The organism is Kocuria tytonicola (assembly GCF_003687175.1).
GTDB lineage: Bacteria > Actinomycetota > Actinomycetes > Actinomycetales > Micrococcaceae > Kocuria > Kocuria tytonicola.
Map to the genome: position 1 here is coordinate 978,142 of NZ_RDEX01000001.1, position 26,114 is coordinate 1,004,255.

General features: G+C 72.4%; 19 protein-coding genes. 15 read left to right on the forward strand and 4 right to left on the reverse strand.

The window, feature by feature from the left end:
* Positions 1-96 precede the first annotated feature (96 nt).
* Complete coding sequence (locus EAE32_RS04450) at positions 97-1,182, forward strand: inositol-3-phosphate synthase (RefSeq protein ID WP_121864287.1); 1,086 nt, start codon at positions 97-99, stop codon at positions 1,180-1,182.
* 97 nt (positions 1,183-1,279) lie between these two features.
* Here EAE32_RS04450 and EAE32_RS04455 read toward each other — a convergent pair whose 3' ends face one another.
* Both EAE32_RS04455 and EAE32_RS04460 read right to left on the reverse strand, forming a co-directional pair.
* Positions 1,280-2,077, reverse strand: coding sequence for a phosphatase (locus EAE32_RS04455; RefSeq protein WP_121864288.1), 798 nt, complete (start codon positions 2,075-2,077; stop codon positions 1,280-1,282).
* 10 nt (positions 2,078-2,087) lie between these two features.
* Positions 2,088-3,260 (reverse strand): glycosyltransferase, encoded by a 1,173-nt coding sequence (locus EAE32_RS04460; protein ID WP_243635569.1) that lies wholly within the window; start codon positions 3,258-3,260, stop codon positions 2,088-2,090.
* 285 nt (positions 3,261-3,545) lie between these two features.
* Between EAE32_RS04460 and alr the strand changes: the two genes are divergently transcribed.
* The 6 genes from alr to tsaD all read left to right on the forward strand — a co-directional run bounded on the left by alr (position 3,546) and on the right by tsaD (position 10,445).
* The gene (gene alr / locus EAE32_RS04465) at positions 3,546-5,441 is read left to right on the forward strand and encodes an alanine racemase (RefSeq protein ID WP_121864290.1); all 1,896 of its coding nucleotides are present in this window, start codon (positions 3,546-3,548) and stop codon (positions 5,439-5,441) included.
* A gap of 288 nt (positions 5,442-5,729) precedes the next feature.
* Positions 5,730-6,446 (forward strand): purine-nucleoside phosphorylase, encoded by a 717-nt coding sequence (deoD, locus tag EAE32_RS04470; RefSeq protein WP_121864291.1) that lies wholly within the window; start codon positions 5,730-5,732, stop codon positions 6,444-6,446.
* Positions 6,447-6,451: 5 nt separating this feature from the next.
* On the forward strand, positions 6,452-7,990 hold the full coding sequence (locus EAE32_RS04475) for an MFS transporter (protein ID WP_121864292.1): 1,539 nt from the start codon (positions 6,452-6,454) through the stop codon (positions 7,988-7,990).
* A 163-nt stretch (positions 7,991-8,153) separates the two neighbouring features.
* Positions 8,154-8,840, forward strand: a complete 687-nt coding sequence (gene tsaB / locus EAE32_RS04480; protein ID WP_121864293.1) for a tRNA (adenosine(37)-N6)-threonylcarbamoyltransferase complex dimerization subunit type 1 TsaB — start codon at positions 8,154-8,156, stop codon at positions 8,838-8,840.
* The gene (gene rimI / locus EAE32_RS04485) at positions 8,837-9,376 is read left to right on the forward strand and encodes a ribosomal protein S18-alanine N-acetyltransferase (RefSeq protein WP_341537793.1); all 540 of its coding nucleotides are present in this window, start codon (positions 8,837-8,839) and stop codon (positions 9,374-9,376) included. The genes tsaB and rimI overlap by 4 nt, the downstream gene beginning before the upstream one ends.
* Positions 9,363-10,445 (forward strand): tRNA (adenosine(37)-N6)-threonylcarbamoyltransferase complex transferase subunit TsaD, encoded by a 1,083-nt coding sequence (tsaD, locus tag EAE32_RS04490; RefSeq protein ID WP_121864294.1) that lies wholly within the window; start codon positions 9,363-9,365, stop codon positions 10,443-10,445. The genes rimI and tsaD overlap by 14 nt, the downstream gene beginning before the upstream one ends.
* Positions 10,446-10,492: 47 nt before the next feature.
* Here tsaD and EAE32_RS04495 read toward each other — a convergent pair whose 3' ends face one another.
* A complete protein-coding gene (locus tag EAE32_RS04495; protein WP_121845882.1) occupies positions 10,493-11,638 on the reverse strand; it encodes a glutamate--cysteine ligase in 1,146 nt (381 codons plus the stop codon).
* Between the two features lie 100 nt (positions 11,639-11,738).
* On the reverse strand, positions 11,739-13,142 hold the full coding sequence (locus tag EAE32_RS11980; RefSeq protein ID WP_243635570.1) for a THUMP-like domain-containing protein: 1,404 nt from the start codon (positions 13,140-13,142) through the stop codon (positions 11,739-11,741).
* Between the two features lie 409 nt (positions 13,143-13,551).
* Between EAE32_RS11980 and groES the strand changes: the two genes are divergently transcribed.
* The 8 genes from groES (at position 13,552) to EAE32_RS11760 (ending at position 25,727) form a co-directional block, all read left to right on the forward strand.
* The gene (groES, locus tag EAE32_RS04510) at positions 13,552-13,848 is read left to right on the forward strand and encodes a co-chaperone GroES (protein WP_095798825.1); all 297 of its coding nucleotides are present in this window, start codon (positions 13,552-13,554) and stop codon (positions 13,846-13,848) included.
* A gap of 108 nt (positions 13,849-13,956) precedes the next feature.
* Complete coding sequence (gene groL, locus EAE32_RS04515) at positions 13,957-15,537, forward strand: chaperonin GroEL (RefSeq protein ID WP_121844875.1); 1,581 nt, start codon at positions 13,957-13,959, stop codon at positions 15,535-15,537.
* 248 nt (positions 15,538-15,785) lie between these two features.
* Complete coding sequence (guaB, locus tag EAE32_RS04520; protein WP_121864787.1) at positions 15,786-17,282, forward strand: IMP dehydrogenase; 1,497 nt, start codon at positions 15,786-15,788, stop codon at positions 17,280-17,282.
* A gap of 49 nt (positions 17,283-17,331) precedes the next feature.
* A complete protein-coding gene (locus EAE32_RS04525) occupies positions 17,332-18,453 on the forward strand; it encodes a GuaB3 family IMP dehydrogenase-related protein (RefSeq protein WP_121864295.1) in 1,122 nt (373 codons plus the stop codon).
* Positions 18,454-18,523: 70 nt separating this feature from the next.
* Positions 18,524-19,504 (forward strand): SURF1 family protein, encoded by a 981-nt coding sequence (locus EAE32_RS04530; RefSeq protein WP_121864296.1) that lies wholly within the window; start codon positions 18,524-18,526, stop codon positions 19,502-19,504.
* Positions 19,497-20,090, forward strand: coding sequence for a DUF3817 domain-containing protein (locus EAE32_RS04535; RefSeq protein ID WP_121844872.1), 594 nt, complete (start codon positions 19,497-19,499; stop codon positions 20,088-20,090). Before EAE32_RS04530 ends, EAE32_RS04535 begins: the two co-directional genes overlap by 8 nt.
* Positions 20,091-20,132: 42 nt before the next feature.
* Positions 20,133-21,731, forward strand: coding sequence for a glutamine-hydrolyzing GMP synthase (guaA, locus tag EAE32_RS04540; protein ID WP_121864788.1), 1,599 nt, complete (start codon positions 20,133-20,135; stop codon positions 21,729-21,731).
* 96 nt (positions 21,732-21,827) lie between these two features.
* Positions 21,828-25,727, forward strand: a complete 3,900-nt coding sequence (locus EAE32_RS11760) for a hypothetical protein (RefSeq protein WP_165860424.1) — start codon at positions 21,828-21,830, stop codon at positions 25,725-25,727.
* Positions 25,728-26,114: the final 387 nt, after the last annotated feature.

Consider the following 26,114-nt stretch of genomic DNA (forward strand, 5'->3'; position numbering starts at 1 on the left):
CTCGGTCAAGTGCGGCGCGGCACTGTGGCGCCCCGGTGCGGGCACCGGCGCGCGGGACGTGAGCGCGACCGCCGCCATCCTGAACTGAGGAGAACCGTGTCCGAACATCCCATCCGCGTGGCCGTTGTCGGCGTGGGCAACTGCGCCACGTCGCTCATCCAGGGCGTGCACTTCTACCGCGACGCCGACCCCTCCGACTCCGTGCCCGGGCTCATGCACGTGCAGTTCGGCGACTACCACGTGCGGGACGTCCAGTTCGTGGCCGCGTTCGACGTGGACGCCGCCAAGGTGGGCCTGGACCTCTCCCGGGCCATCCTGGCCGGGGAGAACAACACCATGGAGATCGCCAAGGTCCCGCACCTGGACGTGACCGTGGACCGTGGGCCCACCCTGGACGGTCTGGGGCAGTACTACCGCGAGACCATCACCGAGTCCGACGCCGAGCCGGTGGACGTGGCGCAGGTGCTGCGCGAGCGTGAGGTGGACGTGCTCGTCTCCTACCTCCCGGTGGGCTCCGAGGAGGCGGACCGCTTCTACGCGCAGGCCGCGATCGACGCCGGGGTGGCGTTCGTCAACGCCCTGCCCGTGTTCATCGCGGGCACGGACGAGTGGGCGCAGAAGTTCACGGCCGCCGGGCTGCCGATCGTGGGCGACGACATCAAGTCCCAGGTGGGGGCCACCATCACCCACCGCGTGCTCGCCAAGCTGCTGGAGGACCGCGGCTACGTGCTGGACCGCACCTACCAGCTCAACGTGGGCGGCAACATGGACTTCAAGAACATGCTGGAGCGCTCGCGGCTGGAGTCCAAGAAGATCTCCAAGACCCAGGCCGTGACCTCCAACGTGCCGCACGAGATGCGTGCGAAGGACGTGCACATCGGCCCGTCCGACTACGTGGGGTGGCTGGACGACCGCAAGTTCGCGTTCGTCCGGCTGGAGGGCCACGGTTTCGGCAACGCCCCCATCTCCCTGGAGTACAAGCTGGAGGTGTGGGACTCGCCGAACTCCGCCGGTGTGATCATCGACGCGATCCGTGCGGCGAAGATCGGCCTGGACCGGGGCATCGGCGGCCCGCTGACCTCCGCGTCCTCGTACTTCATGAAGTCCCCGCCCGAGCAGTTCGACGACGACACCGCCCGCGAGAACGTGGAGAAGTTCATCCGCGGCGAGGTGGAGCGCTAGTTCCCGGGCCCACACTGTGACGACGGCGCCCGGCCCCGGTGTCGGGCGCCGTTCTGCGTGTGGGGCGTGCGTTCAACCGCGACTCAGCCCTTGCGGCTCAGCCCCGTTCCTGGCCCGCGAGTCCCGCGCGGGAGATGACGTAGTCCACCAGCGGGTCGTAGAGGTGCGGGGCCACGTTGTCGTCCAGGGGGACCACCACATCCACCTGGCCCTGGGCCTCGGCCACGAAGATCCCGGGGTCGTTGCAGTCGCCCATCGCAATGGTGGGCAGCCCGGCCCGGGAGCCCGCGTACCCCGCCAGCCCGTGGTCCGCGACCACGAGGTCCGGTGCCTCCCGGCCCTGCTCCCGCAGGTGCTCCAGCACCAGCTGCATGGGCTCGGGGAAGTGGGTGTGGCGCAGCCCGCCGTACTGCTCGACCATCACCACGTCCTCCACCTGCCGGACGTCCCCGTCCTCGAAGGGCAGGGCCTCGTCGAAGCGGATGATCCGGGCTCCGGAGGCGCGGGCCACCCGTGCGAGCCGCGCGTAGACGGGGGCGAGGCCGGAGGGGTGGCCCGTGGCGAAGAGCAGCCGCTTGCGGCCCTGCACCGCGCGGCTGAAGACCTCCGCGTAGCGGTCCAGCCCGGTCACGCACAGCTGGGCGGAGATGGAGTCCTGGCCGCTCAGGTACTCGGGGTCGTCGTTGATGCCCACGCGGTCCCGCATGAGCTCGAAGACGGACTCGAAGGTCCACTCGCGGGTTCGCTCGACCCCCATGTGCTGGTGCTGGTCCCCGTCCAGGAAGCCCTGGATGTTGCGCAGGTTCGCCTCGCGGGGCGTTGCCACGGCCCCGGTGATGCGGGAGCGGTCCAGGTAGCGGGCGAGGGAGTCACGGCTCAGGTACGCGGTGGTCACAGTCGCGAGTTTAGGCGGTGGGTCGTGCGGGCGCACAGGCGCGGTACGCGGCGGCGTGCTGCGCGGCGACGTCGTCCCAGGTCAGCTCCCGCGCACGGCGGACCGCGGCCTGTGACATCGCTCTCCACCGCTGCGGCTCGCGGGCCGCGCGCAGCAGCTCCCGCGCCCACACGGCGGGGTCCCGGCCGGGCACCAGGACGCCCGTCCGTCCGTCCCGCACGGCGTAGCGCAGCCCGTCCACGTCCGTGGCGAGCACCGGGGTCCCGCACGCCTGCGCCTCCACGGCGACCAGCCCGAACGTCTCCGACGACGACGCCACCGCCACCGCGTCCACCGCACCCATGAGCCGCGCGAGCTCGGGGCGGGGCAGGGATCCCCGGAAGACGACGTCGCCCGCGACCCCCTCCACGCGCGCCAGCTCGCGGAGGTGCTCCAGGAACTCGGGGGAGCCGGTGCCCGCGAGGACCAGCCGCACGGGGACCTCCGGGTGCTCACGCCGCAGGATGCCGAGCGCCCGCACGAGCACCTGCTGGCCCTTCAGCGGCTGCATGCGGCCGGCGCACAGGACGGTGAAGGGGGCGGGGTGCTGTCCGCGGTCCTGCGGTCCGTCACCGGGCGGGTGGAAGACGGCGGGGTCCACGCCGGGAGGGATCACGCGGACCTTCGCGGGGTCCGCCCCGCAGAGCGCGACGAGCTGCTCCCCCTCCACGGGGGTGTTGACCACGGTGCAGCACACCCGGGACACCAGGTCCCGTTCCGCGTGCTCGCGCTCGGCGGGTTCCCGGGGTTCATCAGGCCCGGCGCGCAGGTTCTTGGCGGCCGCCGAGGTGTGCAGGGTGAGCACCAGGGGCACGTTCAGCGCCTCCGAGACCACCACCCCCGCCGCCGCCGAGAGCCAGTAGTGGGCGTGGAGCACGCGGGGCGCCGCGGCGTCGTCGTCCTGGGAAGCCCGGGCGTAGAAGCGGGCGAGGGCGGCGCCGAAGTCCGCCGTGAAGCGGGGGAGCTCGGCCTTGGGGGCTGCCGCTGCGCCCGGCACGGCAACGGACAGCAGGCGGATGCCCGGGGCGATCTCCTCGGCGCGCACGCCCTCGGTGTGCTCCGGGCGGCGGTTCAGCGTCGCCGCGTCCACGCGCCAGCCCGCCTGGGCGAGCGCGTGTGCGAGGTGCCACACGTAGACGTTCATACCCCCCGCATCACCTGATCCCGGTTGATCGACGGGCGAGGTGTGCATGCTGAGCAGCAGGACGCGGTCCGGTCGGGGTGAGGGCACGGGCTCAGCCTAGCGGTGCCGCGACACCGGGAACCGCCCGCGATGGGGGCGCAGCCCGGCAACGGCGTGCAGCTCAGCAGGGGCGCACGCGAGCCGGGGGAGACGTGCGGGCCCGGCGACCGCGTCGGCGCAGAGTGCGGAGACGGGTGGGGAGGGCGGAGGCCGCCCCGGCCGCACCGGGGCCCGCAGCGGGGCACAATGGTGGGCGTGAGTGAGACGACGCCCCAGCAGAACAGGCAGTCCAGCGAGCGCAGTGCGGTGGTGGACCTCGCCGCGGTGGAGCACAACGTGCGGCGGCTGCTGGAGCTCGCGCGCGGCCGCACCCTGATCGCGGTGGTCAAGGCGGACGCCTACGGCCACGGAGCGCCCGAGGTGGCGCGCGCGGCGCTCGCCGCGGGGGCCCACATGCTGGGCACGGCGCACGTGGCCGAGGCCCTCGCGCTGCGGGACGCCGGGATCACCGCGCCCGTGCTGGCCTGGCTGCACACCCCGTCCACGGACTTCGCGTCCGCCGTGGCGCGCGGTGTCCGCCTGGGCATCAGCGGCGGGGAGCTCGACGCCGTCCTGGACGCCGCGCGCGCGGCGGGCACCCCCGCGGTGGTCCACCTCAAGCTCGACTCGGGACTGGGGCGCAACGGCGCCACCGAGCAGCAGTGGCCGGAGCTCGTGGCGCGTGCCGCACGCGCCCAGGACGAGGGGCTGCTCACCGTGGAGGGGATCTTCACCCATCTCGCGGTCGCGGACGAGCCGGGCCGCCCCGAGACCACCGAGCAGCTGGACGCCCTGACCCGTGCGGTGGCCGTGGCCCGCGCGGCGGGGCTCGCACCGCGCATGGTCCATGCCGCCAACACCCCGGGTCTGCTCTCCGCCCAGGACCTCCCGGACCCGGACGTCATGCTGCGGGACGCCGTGCGGGTGGGTCTGGGGCTGTACGGGCTGAGCCCGTTCGCGGACCGCACTCCCGCGGACCTCGGGCTGGCCCCGGCCATGACCCTGCGTGCACGGGTGGCCAACGTCAAGGCCGTCCCCGCGGGTGCGGGCGTCTCCTACGGGCTCACCTACCGCACGGACGCACCCACGCACCTGGCACTGGTCCCGCTGGGCTACGCCGACGGCGTGCCGCGCGTGGCCACGGGCGCCCCGGTGCACATCGGCACCGGTGTGTACCCCGTGGTGGGCCGGATCGCCATGGACCAGTGCGTGGTGGACCTCTCCCGGGGGCGCGACGCGGTCACGGGGGAGTCGCGCAAGGCCGGGTCGGAGCCGACGGTGCGGATCGGGGACGAGGCCGTGCTGTTCGGCGCGGCGGGTCACCCCTCGGCCGCGGACTGGGCCGACGCCGCCGGGACCATCAACTACGAGGTGGTCACCCGGATCTCCCCCCGGGTGCCGCGGGAGCACGTGCGCGCGGCGGAGGTGAGCGGCGTCGTCGCACCGCGTGGAGCGGAAGACCAGGGCGGCCGGGAGCACGGCGGGGACGCCCCCGCGGCCCAGGGCGCGGCTCGGGATGAGGACGCGGAGCAGGCCGGGCGGCCGGAGTGGGCGCTGACCCGCCACCCCGGGACCCCGGAGGAGATGCGCGCGCTGGGCGAGGCACTGGCGGGCTCCCTGCGCGCGGGTGACCTGGTGCTGCTCAACGGTGAGCTCGGAGCGGGCAAGACCACGTTCACCCAGGGACTCGGTGCGGGACTCGGGGTGCGGGAGGGCATCATCTCGCCCACGTTCGTGCTCACCCGGCGCCACCCGAACCGCACGGACGGGCCGCACCCGGGAGGCCCGGACCTCGTGCACGTGGACGCGTACCGGCTGGCCACCGCGGAGGACGTGGACACGATCGACCTGGAGGACACCCTGGACACGTGCGTGACCGTGGTGGAGTGGGGAACCGGCAAGGTGGAGCACCTCAGCCCCTCCCGCCTGGTGGTGGACATCGACCGAGCGCGCGGCGCCGCGGCAACCCCTGCGGCCGAGGACCTGGCCGGTGTCCTCGCTGACCTCGACGAGCAGTGGGGGGACGGCGGCGCGGGCAGCGAGCCGCGCCGGGTGACCGTGCGCGGCGTCGGACCCCGGTGGAGCGAGCCGCCGGCGCTGTGAGAGCACGGCCGGGAGTGGCCGGCGTGGCGGCCGGTCACGGCGGCCCGGTGTCCTGACCCGGTCCGGATGGCCCGGGGGAGCCCCGGCGGGGACTGCGGAGGAGGTCGGGCGCGTGCACCGGAGGGACTCTCGCCGGGGTGTGCGCCCGCGTGTCGGAGGGGCCCGCGTGAGACACTGGCAGCGAGCCTGCACGTCCCGCCCGGACGGCACGGCACCGGGGGAGTTCCGACGCCGTCGTCGGCCCGCGGGCGGTCTGCAGACTCTGCGAACCGATCCGAGGAGAAGGCCTTGTCACCGACAGCGACACCACACATCAAGCCCGACGGCGCACCGATTGCCGAGACGATCCTGCTGCCCGGGGACCCGTTGCGCGCGAAGTTCATTGCGGAGACGTTCCTCGAGGACGCGGTGCAGTTCAACTCCGTCCGCAACATGCTCGGCTACACCGGAACCTACCGGGGCCGCGAGCTGTCCGTGATGGGCACGGGCATGGGCATCCCCTCGATCGCCCTCTACAGCTGGGAGCTGATCCACGTGTTCGGCTGCACCAAGCTGGTGCGCGTGGGCTCGTGCGGCGGCCTCACCGACGGCCTGGAGCTCGGGGACCTGGTGCTCGCACAGGCGGCCTCCACGGACTCCAACTACCTGGCCCAGTTCGACCTGCCCGGCACGTGGGCACCCACCGGGTCCTTCCGGCTGCTGGACCACGTGTACCGCGGTGCGAGAGAGCGCGGGGTGACCGCCCACGCGGGCAACGTGGTCTCCTCCGACACCTTCTACCACGCGCAGGACGACACCACGCGGCGCTGGGCGAGCATGGGTGTGCTCGCGGTGGAGATGGAGACCGTGGGGCTGTACGCCAACGCGGCCGCCGCCGGGGTGGAGGCCCTGGCCGTGTTCACGGTCTCGGACAACCTCGTGACCCACGCGCAGATGACGCCGGAGCAGCGTCAGACGGGCTTCGCCTCCATGATCGAGCTGGCCGCCACGGTGACGGAGCTGTGAACGGGATGACGCGCCCCGACCAGAACCCGGACCGTCCCGAGGGCACGGCTCCCCGCGGCGCGGCTGCCGCGAGCGCGGGACCCGTCAGTGCGGCGTCGACCCCCACGGCGGCCGTCCCGGCGACCGGGGCGGGCGCCGCGGCGCGCTCCCGTGCGGGAGGCGCGGACCCCCGCCGGGCCGTGCCCGTGCTGCTGTTCCTGTTCATCTTCTGCCTGGTGGTGGACCAGGGCTTCAAGTTCACGTCCCAGCCCATGGCGCAGGCGCTGAGCCTGAGCGAGTCCACGGTGAGCCTGCAGGCCACGCTCACGGGCGTGCTGATCGGCATCGGCGCCGTGGTGTACTCCGCGCTCGCGGACTCGGTGGCCATCCGCAAGCTGCTGTACCTGAGCATCGGGCTCATCGTGGTGGGCTCGGTGATCGGCTTCGTGGGCAGTGCCTCCTTCGGCGTGGTGCTCGTGGGCCGCATCATCCAGACGGCAGGCCTCGCGGCCGCGGAGACCCTCTACGTGGTCTACGTGACCAAGCACTTCCAGGGCGTGGAGCTGAAGAAGTACCTGGGGTTCTCCAACATGTCCTTCCAGCTGGCCTCGCTGATCGGCACGCTGATCTCGGGGTTCCTGGCCACGTACGTGTCCTGGACGTGGATGTTCCTGGTGCCGCTGCTCATGGTGCTCTCGCTGCCGTTCATCAAGAAGCGCGTGCCGGACGACGTGGCGCACACCAGCTCCGGTGTGGACGTGTACGGGCTGTTCCTCGTGGCGGTGATCGCCACCGGCGTGATCATGTTCATGCAGGCCTTCACGTGGTGGTGGTGGATTCCGGTGGTGATCGCCGGCGTCCTGTTCATCCGCCACGTGCGCACCAACCCGAGCGCGCTGGTGGACTGGTCCTTCTTCACCAACCGCCCCTACATGAGCGCCCTGGTGATCGTGTTCATCATCTACTCGGTGAACCTGGCGTTCGTGTTCCTGTTCCCGTTCGCGATCCACGGCGTCCACGGCATGGCCATGGACAAGGTCTCGCTGCTCACCATCCCCGGTTACGTCCTGGGCGCCTCCACCGCGGCCATGTCCGGCGTGGTCAGCAAGCGGCTGGACTCGAAGCAGGCCGTGACCCTGGCACTGTGCCTGCTCGCGGCGGCGCTCGCGGTCGCGGGGATCTTCGTGAACGTGTCCATCGTGGCCATGGTGGTGGCCATGGCCATGTTCTCGGTGGGCTTCGGCCTGCTGTACGCGCCGCTGATGTCCAGCGCGCTGCTGCTCATGCCCGCCGCGAAGTCCGGCGTGGCCGTGGGCTTCTACAACCTGGTGATCAACGTGGCCTCCCCGATCGGCGTGGCGTACACGGCCACGCTGATGTCCGGCAAGCCCACCTGGTTCAGCGGCCTGAGCGTGGGCAGCACCCCCGAGGGCGACTACTTCTCCACCATCCTGTGGTTCCTGGTGGTCATCACCCTGCTGGGCCTGGTGACCTACCGCGTGCTGTTCGGGATGATCGAGCGCAGCGACGCCCGCGCCGCGCAGCGCCTGGCCACCCAGGAGTAGGCGACCCGGCAGCGGGCTGGCGGCGGGCGCCGTCGGCCCGCGCATCGGCGGCGGCCTCGCCCGCAGCCGCGACGCCGCGCGAACTCTCTCCGCGAAGCCCCTCCGCGCCTCCCCAACGGGAGCGCCCGGAGGGGCTTCGCGCATCCGGGACTAGACTGTCCGGGTGCTTGTGCTGAGTCTGGATTCCGCGTCGATCGCCTCCGTGGCGCTGTCCCGTGACGGTGAGGTGCTGCGGGAGACCGCCACCACGGACACCCGCTCCCACGCGGAGGCGCTGGCCCCCGCGGTTCACGAGCTGCTGGCCGCCGAGGGGCTCACGGGACGGTCGCTGGACGCCGTCCTGGTGGGCACGGGCCCCGGGCCCTTCACGGGTCTGCGCGCCGGTCTGGTCACCGCCCGCACCCTGGGCTTCGCGTGGGGCCTGCCGGTCCACGGGCTGTGCTCGCTCGACGCCGCCGCGCACCGTGCCGCCCCGCTGCTCACCGAGCAGGGGGCGACGGAGTTCGCCGTGGTCACGGACGCGCGCCGCAAGGAGCTGTACTGGCGCGCCTACACCGTGTGCACGGACGACGACGGCGTGCGGGCCGTTCCCGCCTCTGCCCCCCGGGTGGGCCCCGCCGAGGACGTCCCCGCAGTGGCGAGCGTGGGGCCCGGAACCGGGCTCTACCCGGACCGGCTGGCCCGCGCGGTCCCCGGCACCATGGACCTGCACCCCACCGCCGCGGACCTCGCCCGCGCGGCGTGGGCGCTCACGAGCCGCGGGGAGACGCTGTCCACGGACACCGCGCCCCTCTACCTGCGGGACTCCGACGCCAAGGTGCCCGCCTCCGTGAAGCGGACCCCGGCGTGAGCGGCCCCGGAGCCGGGGGCGCGGCGGCGTCGATCCCCGCCGGGTACGCCCTGCGGGCCATGCAGCCGGGGGACCTGGACCGCGTGCACGCCCTGGAGACCGAACTGTTCCCCGAGGACGCGTGGCCGCGGACCATGTTCGACGAGGAGCTCGCGCACCCCACCCGCCGCTACTGGGTGATCACGCGGGACCGGGAGGTGGTGGCCTACGCGGGGATGATGTGCATCCCGCCCGTGGGGGACGTGCAGACCATCGCGGTGGCCGCGGAGCACGAGGGCAACGGGCTGGGTAGCGCACTGCTGCGGGTGCTGCACGAGGCCGCAGTGGACGCCGGAGCCACCGAGATGATGCTCGAGGTCCGCGCCGACAACCCGCGTGCCCAGGCGCTCTACCGGCGCTTCGGCTACCGGCACATCCACACCCGCGCCCACTACTACGGCCCGGGCCACGACGCCCTCATCATGCGCTGCGAGCTGCTCCCCGCCGGGCGGGACGAGCGCAGCGCGGACGGAAGGACCATCCATGAACACCGCTGAGTCCCTCGTGATGGGCATCGAGTCCTCGTGCGACGAGACCGGGGTGGGCATCGTGCGCGGCACCGAGCTGCTGACCAACACGGTGTCCTCCTCCATGGCGGAGCACGTGCGCTTCGGCGGCGTCATCCCCGAGATCGCCTCGCGCGCCCACCTGGAGGCGTTCGTGCCCGCGGTGCGCGCCGCACTCGCGGAGGCGGACGTCACACTGGAGCAGATCGACGCGATCGCCGTGACCTCGGGGCCCGGCCTGGCCGGCGCCCTCATGGTGGGGGTGGCCGCGGCGAAGGCGCTCGCGGTGGCCACCGGAAAACCCCTCTACGCGATCAACCACCTCGTGGCCCACGTGGGTGTGGGCCTGCTGGACGGCACGGACGAGCTGCCCGACCACCTGGGGGCGCTGCTGGTCTCCGGGGGCCACACCGAGATCCTCGCGGTGCACGACATCGTCGGCGACGTCCGGCTGCTCGGCGCCACCATCGACGACGCCGCGGGCGAGGCCTACGACAAGGTGGCCCGGCTGCTCGGCCTCGCCTACCCCGGGGGCCCGGCCATCGACGCCGCGGCGAAGGAGGGCGACCCCGAGGCGTTCCGGTTCCCGCGCGGACTCACCGCAGGCAAGTACATGGGCTCCGCGGACAATCCCGGCCCACACCGCTACGACCTGTCCTTCTCCGGGCTGAAGACGGCAGTGGCCCGCGTGGTGGAGGCCTTCGAGGCGGCGGGAACCCCGGTTCCCGTGGCGGACGTGGCCGCGAGCTTCCAGGAGTCCGTGGTGGACGTGATCTCCCGCAAGACGGTGCTGGCGTGCACCGAGCACGGGATCACGACGCTGCTCATGGGCGGGGGAGTGGCCGCGAACTCGCGGCTGCGGGAGCTCGTGACCGCGCGCTGCGCCGAGCACGGCATCCGCGTGGTGGTTCCCCCGTTGTCCCTGTGCACCGACAACGGCGCAATGGTGGCGGCTCTCGGCTCGCGGCTCGTGTCCTCCGGGGTGGCCCCCACGGGCCTCTCCTTCACCGCCGATCCGGGACTGCCCGTGACCACGGTGTCCGTGCCCGCTGGGACCTGAGCCCTCGGGGGCCGGTACCGGCCCCTGAGGCCCCACAGGGCCGGGACTCAGCGGATCTCGCGGTTCTGCGCCACGATGTCCATGACCACCGAGCGCAGGTCCCCGCCGTTCTCCTGCGCGATCCGGCGCTGCCGCTCGTAGCCGGCCTCCCGCTCCATCATGGTCTCCACGTGGCCGAGCTCGGTGGCGCAGCCCAGCTCGGCGGCGAGCGGCTCCAGGCGGTTGAGCAGCTCGCTCAGGTCCTCCCGCACCAGGCGCTGCTGGTTCCGGGCGTTGCGGATCACCTCGGCGTCCAGCCCGTAGCGGGCGGCGCGCCACTTGTTCTCCTGGTGGTGCCACGGCGGCATCACGGGGATGGGGTCACCGGCGTCCAGGGTGCGGGAGAAGGACTCCACGAGGCACTGCGTGAGCGCGGCGAGCGCCCCCACCTCGCGCAGGGTGGAGGGCCCGTCGCACACGCGCATCTCCACCGTGCCGAAGCGCGGAACGGGGCGGATGTCCCAGCGGTTCTCGGAGATCTCCTCGATCACGCCGGTGGCGATCAGGTCCGCCACGTAGGACTCGTACTCGCTCCACGAGTCGAAGTGGAAGGGCAGCCCGGCAGTGGAGAGCTGCTGGAAGATCAGCGCGCGGTGGGACGCGTAGCCGGTGTCGTGCCCGCACCAGTACGGGGAGTTCGCGGACAGGGCCAGCAGGTGGGGGTAGTAGTTCATGAGCCCGTCCAGCACGGGCAGGGCCTTGTCCCGGTGGTCGATGCCCACGTGCACGTGCATCCCGAAGATCACCATCTGGCGGCCCCAGTACTGGGCGCGGTCCAGCACCTTGTAGTAGCGCTCCGCGTCCACCACGGGCTGGTCCGTCCAGTCCGAGAACGGGTGCGTGCCCGCGGCGAAGATCTCCAGGGAGCGGGGGTCGGTGACCTCCCGGATCCGGTCCTGCGTCTGGGAGAGGTGCTCCACGGCCTCCGGCACGGAGCTGCACACGCCGGTGACCATCTCCACGGTGTTCTGCAGGAACTCTCCCGTGACCTGGGGGTGGTCGCCCTCCTCCCCGAGCTCGGGGTACTTCCCCACGACGGCGTCCAGGACCTCCTCGGCGCGCTGCGCGAGCTCACCCGTGGTGCGGTCCACGAGGGCCACTTCCCACTCCACGCCCAGGGTGGAGTTCTCCGAGGTCTCGAAATCAATGTGCACGGCGTGGTCCTCTCGTGGGTGCGCCGGGAACGGCGGCTGCGTGCTGAACCGGAAGATGCTGTCCTGCCACGTGCTGCCCGCTGTCCGAGCACAGGGAGTATCAGTGTAGGGGGTTAACGGCGAGCACCACGCGACGCTCCGCACCGGCCTCCGCGAGTCGGGTCATCACGAGGGTCGCCCGCCGGGTGCCCCTCGGGGCGAGCTGGCGGCGCAGCTGCTCGGGGGTCACGTCCGTGCCGCGCTTCTTGATCTCCAGCGTGCCCACGTCCTGCTCCTTCACCCACCGGCGCAGCACCTTCACGGTGTGGGGCAGCACCTCGCGCACCTCGTACGCCCGGGCCAGCGGGGTCCGCACCAGGGTGTCCGAGGAGAGGTACGCAATGCTCGGGTGCACCAGGTGGGCGCCGAGGCGCTCGGCGAGGTCCGTGACGAGCCCCGCGCGGATCACGGCGCCGTCGGGCTCGTAGAGGTAGCGCCCCACGGGGCCCAGCAGGTCGCCCTCCGGGGGCGGGGACTGCCACGAGTCGGACGTCAGCTCCGCCGCGGACGACGCCGCACGGTCGCCTCCCGGGGTGCCGTTGCCGTCCGCGCCGCTCCCGCCCCCGGTGCCGCCGTTCGCCGCGCTCCCTGTTTCGTGGTTTCCGGCGCCGGTTTCAGCGGTGGGCTCCGAGGCCGGGGCACCCGACCCGGCGGCGTCGTGGCCCAGCACCAGGGCGGCGCGGGCGACGCCCGGGCGGCGCACGGCGTTGAACCACAGCACGGCCTCGACCACGTCCCCGCGCTCGGAGATCCACTGTGCCTCCGCGTCCTCGGGGACGTGGTCGTGGGGGATGCCCGGGCCGATCTTGGCGCCCACCGCGAGGCCGCGCCGCGCCAGGCCGGTGACGAACGAGAGGGGAGGGGAGAACGCCTCGGGGTCGAAGACGCGGCGGGTGCCGCCCGCGCCGGTGACCCGGCGGGCGGGGTCGAGCCAGACGCCGTCGGCGGCGCCGTTCTCCAGCGCGGCCAGGTCCAGCGACTCGGCAGCCGCGCACACCACCCGGGCTCCGGGCCATCCCGTGAGGTTGAGGGTGGCCGCCGCAGCGGTGACCGGGTCCCGCTCGACCGCGGTGACGGTGCGCTCCAGGGCTGCCAGCGCCAGGGAGTCCGCGCCCACCCCGCAGCCGAGGTCCACCACGTGGCGGATCCCCGCCTGGGCGAAGCGCTGGGCGTGCAGCGCGGCCACGGACCAGCGCGTGGCCTGCTCCACGCCGTCGCGGGTGAACACCATGTGCCGGGCGAAGTCCCCGAACTTGGTCCGGGCCTTCGCGCGCAGCCTGGACTGCGTGAGGGCGGCGGAGACCAGCTCGGGATCGTGGCCCTGCGCCCGCAGGGACTTCGAGAGGGACAGGGAGGAGTCCGGGTCGTACGGACCCAGGGAGTCGAGCAGGGCCATGCCCTCCGGAGTCAGCAGGCGGGCGAGGCCGCGGGTCTCGGCGTCGTCAGGTTCGGTGGGGGAGTTCACGGTTCCATCACACCACGGCGCGGGGAGGGGTGGCGTGTTGGGTGGGGCTGTGCAGGGGCCCGGCGCGGCGCCCTGGCGCGCCGCAGCGGTGAGGGTCCGGACAGGTGGCCGACCGCGGCCGTGGCGGTCCCCGCGGGTGGTGGACCGGGCGCGCACCGGCGCGCTGGCGGCGTCGTCCGCGGCGTTTCAGCCCACAGGGGAGCGGGCGCGGCGCGCCTTGACCGGGCGCGGGGCGCGTCCCTACAGTTCTTGTTGGCACTCTCATGGTGAGGGTGCTAAAAGGCCAGGCGCTCAATCGGCACCGCGACGACGGTTGGTACGCCAACTGGCCTGTGCCGTCCTCCGCCGCGGGACCCCGTGGCACCGCGAGGACGCACAGTCTCACACGCCTAGAAGAAAGGGAGAGATCGTGTCGGTCTCCATCAAGCCTCTCGAGGATCGCATCGTGGTTCAGCCGCTGGCCGCTGAACAGACCACCGCTTCCGGTCTGGTCATCCCGGACACCGCCAAGGAGAAGCCCCAGGAGGGCACCGTCCTGGCCGTGGGCCCGGGCCGCGTGGACGACAAGGGCAACCGCATCCCCGTGGACGTCAAGGAGGGTGACCTGGTCATCTTCTCCAAGTACGGCGGAACCGAGGTCAAGTACAACGGCGAGGAGTACCTGGTGCTCCCGGCACGCGACGTGCTCGCCGTCATCGAGAAGTAGCTTCTCCACCGTCTCTTCGTGCGCGGTGCCCGTGACGTCCGCCAGGAAGCGGGCCGCACGGGCACCGCGCACGTCTCTTCGTTCCGCACGCATTCCTAAGGAGCACACATGCCCAAGCAGTTGGTGTTCAACGACACCGCTCGCAAAGCACTCGAGTCCGGCGTGAACCGCCTGGCCGACACCGTCAAGGTCACCCTCGGCCCCCGCGGCCGCAACGTGGTGCTGGACAAGAAGTGGGGCGCCCCCACGATCACCAACGACGGCGTGACCATTGCCCGCGAGGTGGAGCTCGACGACCCGTACGAGAACCTCGGCGCGCAGCTGGCCAAGGAGGTGGCCACCAAGACCAACGACGTCGCCGGTGACGGCACCACCACCGCCACCGTGCTCGCGCAGGCCATCGTGAGGGAGGGCCTGCGCAACGTGGCGGCGGGTGCCGCCCCGAGCGACATCAAGCGCGGCGTCGAGGCCGCCGTGGCCACGGTGTCCCAGCGCCTGCTGGACAACGCCCGCCCCGTGGAGGGCAAGGACGTGGCCCACGTGGCCGCGATCTCCGCGCAGTCCGAGGAGATCGGCGAGCTGATCGCCCGCGCCTTCGAGACCGTGGGGACGGACGGCGTCATCACCATCGAGGACGGTTCCTCCACCGAGGTGGAGCTGGACGTCACCGAGGGCATGCAGTTCGACAAGGGCTACCTGTCCCCGTCCTTCATCACGGACCAGGAGCGCCAGGAGGCCGTCCTGGACGACACCTTCGTGCTGCTGTTCCAGGGCAAGATCTCCTCCATCCAGGACCTCATGCCCGTGCTGGAGAAAGTGCTGCAGGCCAAGAAGCCGCTGACCATCATCGCGGAGGACGTCGAGGGCGAGGCCCTGTCCACCCTGGTGGTCAACAAGCTGCGCGGCACGCTGGACGTCGTGGCACTGAAGGCTCCCGGCTTCGGCGACCGCCGCAAGGCGATCATGCAGGACCTCGCGGTGCTCACGGACGCCACCGTGATCACCCCCGAGCTCGGCATCTCGCTCGAGGGCGTGGAGCTCTCCCAGCTGGGCTCCGCCCGCCGGATCACCGTGACCAAGAACCAGACCACGCTCGTGGACGGTGCCGGGTCCTCCGAGGCCGTGGCCGAGCGCGTCGCGGAAATCCGTTCCGAGATCGCCCGCACGGACTCCGAGTGGGACCGCGAGAAGCTGCAGGAGCGCCTGGCGCGCCTCGCCGGCGGCATCTCCGTGATCAAGGTGGGCGCCGCCACCGAGGTGGAGCAGAAGGAGCGCAAGCACCGCATCGAGGACGCGGTGTCCTCCACGCGCGCCGCGCTCGAGGAGGGCATCGTGGCCGGCGGCGGTTCGGCGCTCGTGCACGCGTCCACGTCCCTCGAGGGCACGGACCTGGGCCTGTCCGGCGACGCCGCCACGGCCGTGAACATCGTGCGCCGCGCCCTGACCCAGCCGCTGCGCTGGATCGCGGAGAACGCGGGCCAGGACGGCAACGTGGTGGCCTCCCGCGTGGCGGAGCTGGAGCCCGGCAACGGCTACAACGCGCTGACCGGCGAGTACGAGAACCTGCTCTCCGCGGGCATCATCGACCCCGTCAAGGTCACCCGCTCCGCGCTGCAGAACGCCGCCTCCATCGCAGCACTCGTGCTGACCACGGAGACGCTCGTGGCCGAGAAGAAGGACGAGGACTGATCCCCGTTCCGTCCCGCTGACGGCGCAACGCCCCTGGCGTGGGCCCACCCCGGTGGTCCCACGCCAGCGGCGTTTCCCGGCTCCCGGAGGTTCCCGAACCGGCGCGCGCGGGAGTGCGGCGGCGTCGTCGCCCACGGCGCTCGCAGCGACGGTGCGGCTCGGGCGCTGCCGGGAGTGGCCCGTAGACTGGTGGGGACAACCTCGTGTGGAAGGGACCCTTCGTGTCTGACAACGTGCCCACTGCCCTGATGGACGACCCGTTCGGCTTCACCGGACTGACCTACGACGACGTCCTGCTGCTGCCGGGCAACACGGACGTGATCCCCTCGGACGCCTCGACGCGGACGCGCCTCTCGCGCCGGATCACCCTGGAGGCCCCCGTGCTCTCCGCGGCGATGGACACCGTCACGGAGTCCGCGATGGCGATCTCCATGGCCCGCCAGGGCGGCATGGGCGTGATCCACCGCAACCTGTCCGTCCAGGACCAGGCGGACCACGTGGACCGCGTCAAGCGCAGCGAGTCCGGGATGATCACCAACCCCGTGACCGTCGCCCCGGACGCCACGCTGGCGGAGCTGGACCGGCTGTGCGGGTACTTCAAGGTCTCCGGGCTGCCCGTGGTGGACCAGGACCAGAAGCTGCTGGGCATCATCACCAACCGGGACACCCGCTACCTGCCGGAGAGCGACTTCGAGACCCGCCTGGTGCGCGACGTCATGACCCCCATGCCCCTGGTCACGGGCAGGGTGGGGATGGGCAAGGACGAGGCCCACGCGCTGCTCGCGAAGCACAAGATCGAGAAGCTGCCGCTCGTGGACGAGCACGACCGGCTCACGGGGCTCATCACGGTCAAGGACTTCACCAAGGCCGAGCAGTACCCGCTGGCCACCAAGGACGATGAGGGCCGGCTGCGCGTGGGTGCGGCCGTGGGCTTCTTCGGCGACGGCTGGGAGCGGGCCATGACGCTCGTGGAGGCCGGCGTGGACGCGCTGTTCATCGACACCGCGAACGGCCACTCCCAGGGCGTGCTGGAGATGATCGCGCGGCTCAAGAAGGAGTCCGCCGCGGACCACGTGGACGTGATCGGGGGTCAGGCCGCCACACGCGCCGGGGCCCAGGCCCTCGTGGACGCCGGGGCGGACGCCGTGAAGGTGGGCGTGGGCCCGGGCTCCATCTGCACCACCCGCATCATCGCGGGCGTGGGCGTGCCCCAGGTGACCGCGATCAACGAGGCCGCGCAGGTGACCATTCCCGCGGGTGTTCCGCTGATCGCGGACGGCGGGCTGCAGCACTCCGGTGACATCGGCAAGGCGCTCGTGGCCGGTGCCGACTCCGTGATGCTCGGCTCCCTGCTGGCCGGGTGCGACGAGTCCCCGGGCGAGCTGGTCTTCGTGTCGGGCAAGCAGTACAAGGCCTACCGCGGCATGGGCTCGCTCGGCGCCATGCAGTCCCGGGGGAAGAACACGTCCTACTCCAAGGACCGCTACTTCCAGGCGGACGTCTCCGACGACGAGAAGCTCATCCCCGAGGGGATCGAGGGCCAGGTGCCCTACCGCGGTCCGCTGGCCTCGGTGCTGCACCAGCTGGACGGCGGCCTGCGCCAGACCATGTTCTACGTGGGCGCCCACGACATCGCGGAGCTCAAGCACAAGGGACGCTTCGTGCGGATCACTCCGGCGGGGCTCAAGGAGTCCCACCCGCACGACATCACCATGACGGTGGAAGCCCCCAACTACCAGCGCTGACCGCGCCGCACACCCTCGGTGCGCCCCGCGTGCCGTGAAAGGACCCCTCGTGAGCTACGACATCGAAATCGGGCGTTCGAAGCGCGCGCGCCGCACGTTCAGCCTGGACGAGATCGCCCTGGTGCCCTCGCGCCGCACGCGCGACCCGCAGGACGTGAGCACGGCCTGGCAGATCGACGCCTACCAGTTCGACATCCCGGTGGTGGGTGCGCCCATGGACTCGGTGATGTCCCCGGCCACGGCCATCGACCTGGGCCGCGCGGGCGGGCTGGGTGTGCTGGACCTCGAGGGCCTGTGGACCCGCTACGAAGACCCCCAGCCGGTGCTCGACGAGATCGCGGACCTCAGCTCGGACAACCTCCCGCAGGCCACCCGGCGCATGCAGGAGCTCTACTCCTCGCCCATCCAGCCCGAGCTGATCACCGCGCGCCTCGCCGAGATCCGCGAGTCCGGGGTGAGCGTCTCCGGCTCGCTCTCACCGCAGCGCGTGGTGGAGCACTACCGCACCGTGCTCGAGGCCGGGGTGGACCTCTTCGTCATCCGCGGCACCACGGTCTCCGCCGAGCACGTGTCCAAGACCCAGGACCCCCTGGACCTCAAGCAGTTCATCTACGACCTGGACGTCCCCGTGATCGTGGGCGGCGCGGCAGGATACACCCCGGCGCTGCACCTGATGCGCACGGGTGCGGCGGGCGTGCTCGTGGGCTTCGGGGGCGGTGCGTCACTGCGCACGGAGTCCATCCTGGGGATCCACGCCGCCATGGCCTCGGCCATCTCGGACGTGGCCGCGGCCCGCCGGGACTACCTCGACGAGTCCGGCGGGCGCTACGTCCACGTGATCGCCGACGGCGGCCTGGGCACCTCCGGGGACATCGTCAAGGCGATCGCCATGGGCGCCGACGCCGTGATGCTCGGCACGCTGCTCGCCCGGGCCGAGGAGGCCCCCGGCCAGGGCTGGCTGTGGGGGGCCGAGGCGCACAACCCGCACTCCCCGCGCGGCGTGCGCACGCACGTGGGAACCGTGGGCCCCCTGGACGAGCTGCTCAACGGGCCCTCCCGGCACGTGGACGGCTCCTCCAACGTGATGGGCGCGCTGCGCCGGGCCATGGCCACCACGGGGTACTCGGACCTCAAGGAGTTCCAGCGCGCGGACGTGGTAATCCGCGACTGACACGCCGGGGGCCGCGTCGGCGGGGCCCGGTGTGTGGAGAACGCCCAGGGGTGACCAGTAGGGTTGGGACGTGCTGAAATCCGCCCTGCGTCCCCGCTCACTGGCCGTCCTGGCGGTAGCCCTGCTCGTGGCGGTCATGTTCGTTCTCCTCAGCCGGTGGCAGCTCAACACGTCCCTGGAGTCGGCCACCGTGGCGGACCCGGCCAAGGACCGGGTGAGCAACCTGGAGAACGTGGTGCGCCCCGGGGAGTCGACCACGGCCCAGCAGGCGGACCACGTGGTGACCGCGGTGGGGACGTACCGCCCGGAGACCACCGTCCTGGTCCCCGGTCGGCTCCAGGACGGCGTGTCCGGCTACTGGGTGGTCACGGAGCTCGAGCTCCCCGACTCCCAGAAGCGGTGGGACGCCGCGGACGAGGACCTGGGGCTCGCCGTGGCCCGCGGTTGGGTGGCCACCCCCGACGACGCGCCCCGGGCCCCCGCGGGTGAGATCCGGGTCACCGGGCGGCTGCTGCCCACCGACGCCCCGTTGCCAGGAAGGCCCACCGAGCCCGGCCAGGTGGGGTCGGTGTCCTCCGCCCAGCTGAGCAACCTGTGGGACGTCCCGCTCTACTCGGGGTACGTGGCGGCCTTCGCCGAGACGCCCGGGCAGTACCCGGCGCCCATTGCCGAGGACGGCACCGTGGCGGCGTCGGCCACGCCGATGGGCCATGGGCTCTCCAGGCTGCGGATCGACCAGCAGCCCACGGACACCTCCGTCCACGCGCTGAACCTGTTCTACGCGGTGGAGTGGGTGGTCTTCGCGGGGTTCGCCCTCTTCCTGTGGTGGCGCTACGTGCGGGACGAGCACCTGCGTCGGGAGAACCCCGAGCAGTACTTCTACTTCGACGGCGACTACTTCTGGGACGACGACGCGCAGTCCTACTACTACTGGGACGCCCAGGACCAGTGCTACTACTACTTCGACGACCAACCCGCCGTGGGGCCAGGGTCCAGCACCCCGGACCCGGACCCCGCACCGCGATCCGACAACGGAGCCCACGATGACTGATTCCACGCCGCAGCACGATCCGACGCCCCGCCCCGTGCGCCGCACCGACGGCGTGCGCGTGAGCGCACCCGAGGACGCCAGCCCCGAGCGCGCCACCGTTCCCGACAGCGTGCGCGCCAAGGCGGCCGCCCTCAAGCCCCGCCGGCGCTTCGGGGGCACCGAGGCGCAGATCCGCACCGCGCTGAGCATCTACAAGGTGTGCGCCTGGGTCTCCGGCACGTTCCTGCTGCTGCTCGTGGCGGAGATGGTCACCCGCTACGCGCTCGGCTACGACCTGATCGCCGGTGGCACCGACAAGGCCACGGGGGAGACCGTGGCCCTCGGGTGGCAGAACCTGGACCTGGAGAACCTGGCCGGCGGGGTGAACGTGTCCACGTGGATCCTGATCGTCCACGGCTGGTTCTACGTGGTCTACCTGCTCTCCTGCCTCCGGGTGTGGTCCCTCATGCGCTGGCCGTTCGCGCAGCTCGTGGTGATGGCCCTGGGCGGTGTGGTGCCGTTCCTCTCCTTCATCGTGGAGCGCAAGATCCACCGCTCCACCGAGGCGGAGCTCGCGGCCAATCCGAAGGCCGCCAAACGGTACTGAGCGCCGTCGGGGGAGTGCACCGCGTGTCCTAGACTGGTGGGCGTGACTGAAACCTCTGACAACCTGAGCGAGCTGGAGCAACGCCCCGTCCTCGTGGTCGACTACGGTGCGCAGTACGCGCAGCTGATCGCCCGCCGGGTGCGCGAGGCCAACGCGTACTCCGAGATCGTCCCGCACACCTGGTCCACCGAGCAGATCCTGCAGCGCAACCCCGCCGCACTGATCCTCTCCGGCGGCCCCGCCTCCGTGTACGCGCCCGGGGCGCCGCAGCGCGACGCCGAGCTGTTCGAGGCCGGTGTGCCCGTGCTGGGGATCTGCTACGGGTTCCAGGTCATGGCCAACGCGCTGGGCGGCACCGTGGAGCGCACCGGTGTCCGCGAGTACGGCGCCACCACGGCCACGTCCACCGAGGCCGGGATCGGCACCCTGCTGGACGGCACGCCGGACGTGCAGACCGTGTGGATGAGCCACGGCGACTCGGTCACCGCGGCCCCCGAGGGGTTCACCACGCTGGCCACCACCGAGGGCGCCCCCGTGGCGGCCTTCGAGAACCGTGAGCGCCGTCTCTACGGCGTGCAGTGGCACCCCGAGGTGAAGCACTCGGCCTTCGGCCAGAAGGTCCTGGAGAACTTCCTGTTCAACGGCGCCCAGCTCAGCCCCACCTGGTCCACCGGCAACATCATCGAGGAGCAGGTCGCCGCCATCCGTGCCCAGGTGGGCGACGGCAAGGCGCTGTGCGGTCTCTCCGGCGGCGTGGACTCCGCGGTGGCGGCCGCCCTCGTGCAGCGTGCCATCGGGGACCGGCTCACGTGCGTGCTCGTGGACCACGGCCTGATGCGGCAGGACGAGGTGGCGCAGGTGGAGAAGGACTACGTGGCCGCCACCGGCGTGAAGCTGCACATCGCGCGCGAGCAGGAGCGGTTCCTGGAGGCGCTGAAGGGCGTCACGGACCCGGAGACCAAGCGCAAGGCCATCGGCCGCGAGTTCATCCGCGCGTTCGAGGCCGCGGAGGAGAAGGTGCTGCGCGAGGAGGCCCAGGACGGCGAGCCCGTGCGCTTCCTGGTGCAGGGCACCCTCTACCCGGACGTCGTCGAGTCCGGGGGCGGCGAGGGCGCCGCCAACATCAAGAGCCACCACAACGTGGGCGGTCTGCCCGAGGACCTGCAGTTCGAGCTCGTGGAACCCCTGCGCGCACTGTTCAAGGACGAGGTCCGGGCGGTGGGCCGCGAGCTGGGTCTGCCGGAGAACATCGTGGGCCGCCAGCCCTTCCCCGGCCCGGGTCTGGGCATCCGCATCATCGGCGAGGTCACGGAGCAGCGGCTGGACATCCTGCGGCGTGCGGACGCCATCGCCCGCGAGGAGCTCACCCGGGCGGGTCTGGACGATGAGGTGTGGCAGATGCCCGTGGTGCTGCTCGCGGACGTCCACTCGGTGGGCGTGCAGGGCGACGGCCGGACCTACGGCCACCCGATCGTGCTGCGCCCCGTGAGCTCCGAGGACGCCATGACCGCGGACTGGTCCCGCCTGCCCTCCGAGCTGCTGGCCCGGATCTCCAACCGGATCACCAACGAGGTGGAGGAGATCAACCGGGTGGTCCTGGACATCACGTCCAAGCCCCCGGGAACCATCGAGTGGGAGTGATTCCCGCACCCTGAGAGTCACCGTCAGTTCCGGTGCGCCGGTCCGCCCCATCTCCCCCGTGGTGCGCAGACCGGCGCACTCGTGAGTAGGAGCACCATGTCGACACCCGCACCCCAGGACAGCCCCCGATCGACCCCCCAGGACACGGGTGCCGTACCGGAACGGGGTGAGCGTCCCCGCGTGTCCCTGCGCTCGTGGACCCAGCAGATGGACGCGTACACGGGACCGGACACCCTCCTGGACTTCAACCAGGTGGACAACGTCTGCATCGACCTCACGGAGGCGAACTCCTCGGGCCAGGCGCAGCTGCTCATGCAGCGGCCCACACGGCTGTCCACGATGATCCACCAGGACACGCCCGCCTACGACCGTGCTGTGCGCTCCGCTCGCGCCCTGCGCACCAAGATCCACGAACTGTCCGTGGGCCACGGCCTGGACGCCGCGTACCTCGCGGCCGGGACGGCGTCGTGGCTCGCGGATCCGGTGGCGGACGGGCTCCGCCGGTTCATCGCCCCGGTGCTGCTCGCTCCCGTGAGCCTCAAGCTGCGCCCGGACCACAAGGACTTCGAGCTGCACGTCGTGGGCCCGGCCCACCTCAACCCGGCCCTGGTACGGCGGCTGCGTGAGGACCACGGGGTGGAGCTCGCCACGGCGGAGATGTCCCGGCTCGCGTACGGCACGCGCAAGCTGGACCCCGCACCCGTGCTCGAGACGCTGCGGCAGCTCGCCGCGGACGTTCCCGGGATGCACGTGGAGCACCAGCTGGTGGTGTCCACGTTCGCGGACCTGCACGAGCGTCCCGCGGACGAGCACGTGCTTGCGCGCACGCAGCTGGTGGAGGACCTGGCCCGGCTCAAGAACCCGGAGGTGGGCAAGCTCCCGGTGGTGCGGGAGGTGAGCAGCCGCGCACCCGCCCTCGACCGTCGGGACCCCGCCGACGAGCTGCTGCTCACGGACCTGGACGCGAACCAGCAGGAGGTCGTGGACCTCGCCGAGCAGGGGGAGAGCTTCGTGGTGGGCACTCCCGTGGGCACCGCCGCCGTGGACACCGTGGTGGCCACCGTGGGTGCCCTCGTCCACCGCGGCCGCAGCGTCCTGGTGCTCGGGGAGTCCCGCACCACGCTCGCCGCGTTCACCCGGGCCTGGAACCGCACCGGCCTGGACTCGCTCGTCCTGCCGCTGGGCTCCCACCTGAGCCCGGACGACGTCGCCGAGCGGCTCGTGCGCGCCGTCGCCCGCAACGAGCGCGCGGCGGAACCGGCCACCGAGCAGATCCACGACGTGCTCCGGCGCAGCCGTGAGCAGCTGCGCGTGCACGAGGAGTCCCTGCACACCCGGCGACCCCGGTGGCAGGCCTCCCCGTACGAGGCCATGCAGGCGCTCGCGGAGCTCACCGCGCGGGAGCCGGGGCCCCAGACCACCGTGCGCTTCCGCCGCTCCGTCCTGGACGCCGTCTCCCACCGCGGCGAGGTCCGCCGCCAGCTCCAGCGCGCGGCCGCGCTGGGGGCATTCGACGCCGCCACCCTGGCGGGCCCGTGGCACGGCGCCCGGCTGGTCAACGACGACGAGGCGCGCCAGGCGCACGACCTCGCCAAGTCCCTGCTGCTGGAGCTGACGACCCTCAGCACCGCGATGCGCCACGTCCTGGGGGTCTCGGGCCTGCGGATGGGCACGAGCATCGCGGAGTGGGGTCAGCAGCTGGAACTCGTGATCGACGTGGGCAACTCCCTGGCCCACCTGACCCCGGACATCTACGACCGGCCCGTCACGGACCTGATTGCCGCCACCGCCTCCGCGGCCTGGCGCCGCGACCACGAGATCGAGCTCAGCGGGCTGCAGCGCTCCCGCCTGCGCAAGGCCGCGAAGGAGTACATCCGTCCCGGGGTCCACCTCTCGGACCTGCACGCGGCCCTCGTGAAGGTGCAGTCGGAACGGGACCGTTGGCGGCAGTGGGCCACCACCCTGGAGCAGCCCGCCGTCTCCGACCGGGCCGAGGAGACCCTGCGCACCCACCGCCGGTTCCGGGAGGACCTCGAGGGCCTGGCCATCGCGCTGGAGGGCTCGGCCACTGCCCAGCGGCTCGAGAACGCCTCGGTGGACGAGCTGCAGGAGATCCTGGACGAGCTCATCAACGACGAGCCGCACCTGAGCACGCTGCCGGAGCGCACCGTGCTCCTGGACGACCTGCGCGCCCGTGGCCTCGGGGAGTTCCTGGAGGACCTGGAGACCCGCCGTGTGCCCGCGGAACGGGTGGACGACGAGCTGGAGCTCGCCTGGTGGCAGTCCGTGCTGGAGGCCATGATCAGCGGTGACGACTTCGTGGCCATGCCGGACGGGTCCCGGCTGCGCGCCACCGAGTCCGCGTTCCGCCGCGCGGACTCGGCGCACATCGCCTCCGCCCCGGCGCGCCTCGAGCACGCGCTCGCGACCCGCTGGGCACGGGACGCCAGACGCTTTCCCCGCGAGGCGCGGGAGCTGCGGGACATGCTCCGCAGCGGCCGGGTGCGCACCGAGCAGCTGGACCGGGCCCAGCACCTCACACCGGCCCTCGTGCCGGTGTGGACCGCGAGCCCACTCGTGCTCACCGCCACGCTGGGCGAGGAGCAGCAGGTGGACACCGTGGTGGTCCTGGACGCCGAGTCCACCCCCCTCGCGGCCACCCTTCCCGCGATCGTGAAGGCGCGCCAGGTCATCGCGTTCGGTGACCGCCACGCGGGCGGCCCGCAGCCGTTCACCGTGGCCCCCCAGGTCTCCGCGCGGGACGTGCCCCAGCCGGTGGCCGAGGTGGACTCCGTGTACGACGCGCTCTCGCGCGTGGTGGACTCCCGCTCCCTCACCTCGGTGCGGCGGGCGCTGGACCCGCGCCTGTTCACCTACCTCAACGACGCGTTCTACGACGGCGCCCTCACCCGGGTCCCGTACGCCTCCGAGCTCATGGGCGCCACCACGGGACTGTCCGCGGAGTACGTGGTGGACGGCGTGGGGGTGCTCACGGCAGGCAGCGAAGGTGTGCAGGCGCCGTCGGCCGAGGTGCAGCGCACCGTGGACCTCGTCTTCGCCCACGCCGCGCGGCACCCGGAGCGCTCCCTGGCGGTGGTGACCGCGAGTGCGCTGCATGCCGCCCGCGTGGCGCAGGCGGTGCAGCGCAGGCTGCGCGAGTCGGGCGAGTCCGCGGAGTTCTTCGCCCCGGGCCGGGAGTCCTTCCGTGTGGTGGAGCTGCACCGGGCGGCGGGCATCGAGCGGGACACGGTGATCTTCTCGCTCGGCTTCGGGCGCACCACCTCCGGGCGCAGCACCCCGCAGCTGGGCTCGCTGTCCGACCGCGACGGTCGTCAGGCGTTCGTGCGGGGCATGACCCGGGCCCGGCGCCACACGCACATCGTGACGTCCATCCACCCCAAGGACACGGAACCACGGCGCCTGCAGCACGGGGCCAAGGACATGTACCACATGCTCGAGGTGCTGTTCGGGGAGGAGACCACCTCGGAGCGTGCACCGGCGCCCACGGCCGATGCCGAGGAGACCACGGATGCACTCGTGGCCGATCTGGCGCGGCGGCTGCGCGGAGCGGGGGCCACGGTGCACACCGGCTACGCGCACGCCGTGGACATGGCCGCCCACGCGGACGCGGAGTCCCTCTCCGCGGGCGCGGTGCTGCAGCGCTCGGGCCCAGAGACCCGGGTGCGGATCCCCGTGGCGCTGCAGTCCGACGGCTCGGAGCGCAGCCGGGGTCTGAGCGTGCGAGAGCGCTCCCGGCTGCTCCCGCAGCAGCTCGAACGGGCCGGGTGGAACTACGTGAGCCTGTGGTCCGTGGAGGTCTTCACGGATCCCCAGACCGTGGCGGGCCTCGTGCAGCGCTACCTGGGTCTCGGAGAAGCGCAGGGGGAGCAGCAGATCTCGCCCGCCGCAGCGGTGCGCCGGGGTGCGCCGCGGGTCACGGAGGACTCCACCCGCGGGCTCGGCCAGGGGCCGTCCGAGGGCGAGCACCGTGCCTGAGGACGTCCCCACCGGGGGCGGCGAGGGCTCTCCCGCGGGAACCCCGAGTGGCACGGGGGTCTCCCGTGGTGAGCCCGGGACCACGACCGGGGAACCCTCGGCACCCGGGCAGGTCGGGGAACGGACCCTCCCGGAAGGGAACCCCTCCGGGGACTCCGCCGTGGGCCGCGGGCGGCGTCGGGGCACGCACCGGCGTGCCACGGGGGGAGCGGCACCGGATACGGAGCGGGCCCTGGGCGACGCGGAGTGGGGCGACGCCGCCCGGCGCCTTGGCGCCGACGCGCCGGAGCCGGGGGAGGGCGCTTCCACCGGGGGGCACGAGCAGTGGCTGCGTGAGCAGCGACCGCCCCACTGGGGCTGAACGCGCCGGGGCGGGTCTCCCGGTGC